This window comes from Aerococcus sp. L_32 (assembly GCF_050689315.1).
In genome coordinates this window covers 1-3,198 of the sequence record NZ_JBOEQF010000240.1, presented here as the reverse complement: position 1 = coordinate 3,198, position 3,198 = coordinate 1, and the positions used below count along the sequence as shown (strand labels likewise).

The 3,198-nt window shown below is 38.5% G+C and carries 1 protein-coding gene; it reads left to right on the top strand.

Features of this window, described 5'->3' with window-relative positions:
* Nucleotides 1-334 precede the first annotated feature (334 nt).
* Entirely contained in the window at nt 335-2,962 is a 2,628-nt protein-coding gene (locus tag ACRCJ0_RS11095; RefSeq protein ID WP_431390469.1) for a cation-translocating P-type ATPase, read from the top strand.
* The last annotated feature ends 236 nt before the right edge of the window (nt 2,963-3,198 follow it).

Genomic DNA, 3,198 nt, shown 5'->3' with positions numbered 1-3,198 from the left:
AGTATTTTCGTTACTAAGAGATGAATACTTAGCCCAAAAATAATCATAAACTTAATAAATATATAAGGACCTGAATAATTCATAGTTTTACTAATAGTCTTTCCTATGAAAGTGAATTAACTTGCTTTTTTTCCTTCCCTTATCTATAATAAGTTTTACATTAAAATAAGAAGTGCGGGAGTAACTGGCAGTTTTTTACTGCTACAGTGCCACCAAACGTAGATAATTTATCTGCTGGTGCTGTATTAAATAGTGAGACGCATACGGAAGTGAGTGAGTTTTTCCGTATGCGTCTTTTTTTTATCTCACTCCAAAAGCATAGAAAGGACAGAAAATGGATTATTATAAAGAAAGTAATGAAACGGTATTGTCGTCTCTGAATACCTCTACAGAAGGCATATCGACGGAGGAAGCCAAGAAGAGGCAAGAAGAACAAGGCTTCAATGAGATTTCTAGAAAAGAAAGACAATCGACCTTTTCTATGTTTATAGATACCTTTAAAGATCCCATGGTTATTGTCTTACTTATTGTGGCTATTGTGCAGATTGTTTTAGGAGAAGCTGTTGAATCTCTTATTATCTTTGCGGTGCTTATCATTAACTCCATTTTAAGTGTCGTCCAGACGAAAAAAGCAGAGGATTCTCTCGAATCATTGAGGCAAATGGCCACTCCGACGAGTACCGTCATTAGAAATGGTCGTCCACAAAATGTCGAGGCTAGAGAACTGGTTAAAGGAGATATTGTTCTTTTAGAAGCGGGAGACAATATTCCAGCAGACGGAAGACTGATTGAAGCGGAATCTCTTCAAGTCGTAGAAGGGGCATTAACAGGTGAATCGGTTGCTTCAGATAAATTCGTTGATAAGCTGGAAGAAGATGCCCCTCTTGCGGATAGAAGTAATATGACTTATAGTGGCACGCTTGTCACTTACGGTAGAGGAAAAATGGTTGTCACAGCTATTGGAGAAGAAACAGAAATGGGTAAAGTCGCCCAGTTGATTCAAAGTGCAGAAGCCAAACAAACCCCTCTCCAACGAAAGCTGGAAGATTTCAGTAAAAAACTGGGTATTGGTATTCTGATTTTATCCATTCTCATTTTTGCTATTCAAGCTGTTCGAATCTTCTTAGGAGATTCACAAGACTATACTGTTCCATTAGTTAACGCCTTTATGTTTGCGGTAGCTGTGGCTGTTGCGGCTATTCCTGAAGCTCTCCAATCCATCGTAACGATTGTCTTATCTGTTGGAACAAATAAAATGGCTAAGCAACATGCCATTATTAGACAATTGCCCGCAGTTGAAACACTGGGCTCAACTAGTGTTATCTGTACTGATAAAACAGGTACTTTAACTCAGAATAAAATGACGGTAGTGGATGCATTTATTCCAAATGGTGAATCAAACTTGTTCTCAGGGGATAAGCAAACGTGGTCAGAGTCTGAAAGATTACTCATGCAAATAGCCGTACTAGCGAATGATTCCAATATTGATGAAAAAGGGGAATCGAGCGGTGATCCGACGGAAGTGGCTTTAGTTGCTTACAGTAACAAGCAAGATGCACCCTATGAAGAAATCCGTAAGAAATACCCGCGTTTACTCGAGCTGCCTTTTGATTCAAGCAGAAAGAGAATGTCCACTGTCCATGAAATCAATGGTGAAAAACGCCTCTTAACAAAAGGTGGGCCAGATATTATCTTCGACTTGTGCTCACGTATTAAGCTGAACGGTGAAATTGTCGAATTAACAGAAGAACGATTAGAGACTCTCAAAGCGCAAAACGAAAAGTTCTCTGACCAGGCCTTTCGTGTGTTAGCTTTCGCTTACAAGCCTATTGAAAAAGATACTATTGAAGTTGAAGACGAAAGTGACTTAATCTTTGTCGGTTTACTTGCAATGATCGATCCTCCTAGAGAAGAAGTCTATCATGCCGTTCAAGATGCTGAACATGCTGGCATTAAAACAGTTATGATTACGGGTGACCACAAAACAACCGCTCGTGCTATCGGACGTGACTTAAACATCTTTAAGGAAGGCGATCTAGCTTATACTGGACAAGAATTAGACGCGTTAAGTGATGAAGAACTAATGAACAACTTAGAAAAAATATCAGTTTATGCGCGTGTCACTCCTGAAAACAAAATCAGAATTGTTGATGCTTGGCAAAAGAAAAACCAGGTAACAGCTATGACTGGTGATGGAGTCAATGACGCCCCTGCATTAAAACAAGCTGATATCGGAATCGCAATGGGAAGCGGAACAGACGTTGCTAAAGATGCCTCTGCTATGATTTTAACAGACGATAATTTTGTTTCTATCGTTCATGCGGTTGCTGTCGGGCGTACGGTTTACAGTAATATTAAAAAAGCTATTGCTTACCTATTCTCAGGTAACTTAGGTGCTGTTATTGCGATTTTAGTTGCTTTATTACTCAATTGGGTTAACCCCTTTACAGCATTACAATTACTCTTTATTAACTTAGCTAATGATTCCCTTCCTGCTATTGCTTTGGGATTAGAACCTAGAGAACCTAACGTCATGAATGAATCACCGAGAGATCCTGATGAGTCTATTTTCTCAGGAAAAACCTTAAGCACAGTTATATTCCGGGGTTCTTTAATCGGTCTAGCGGTTATCATTTCTCAGTTTATTGGGTTGCAGTACTCAGCTGAGATAAGTGTAGCGATGGCCTTTACAACACTTATTTTATCTAGAACATTGCAAGTATTCCCTGCGCGTTCGACTACTCAAACTAGTTTTGAAGCAGGATTCTTTACTAACAAATTTATATTAATGGCCTTTATTGCTTGTTTAGGTCTATATGGTATCACTCTTTTACCGGTTGTTAGAGGGGTATTCTCAGTCCCAGATACTTTTGGCTTAATGCATTGGGCTATTGCAACAGGATTGGCCTTATCTACAACTGTACTGATGGAATTGAAGAAAAAAGTTTTCCCCGCTAAATAAATTAATACGTTTTAAATACAGAGCATGAAAAGGAGTCTGGGACAAAAGGTCCCGGATTCTGAATCAAAAGAGAACTTACAATTTCTGTCTTGTAAATTGCATGTTCTCTTATTTTAATGTTTAGATTTTTGCGAAAATATGTAACATGAACAGTACAAAAGCCACCTTGCTGCAAATAGGGTGGCTTTTTATCGCTATTTTTGTATTAATTTAACTTTTACCTGAATAATTCATCT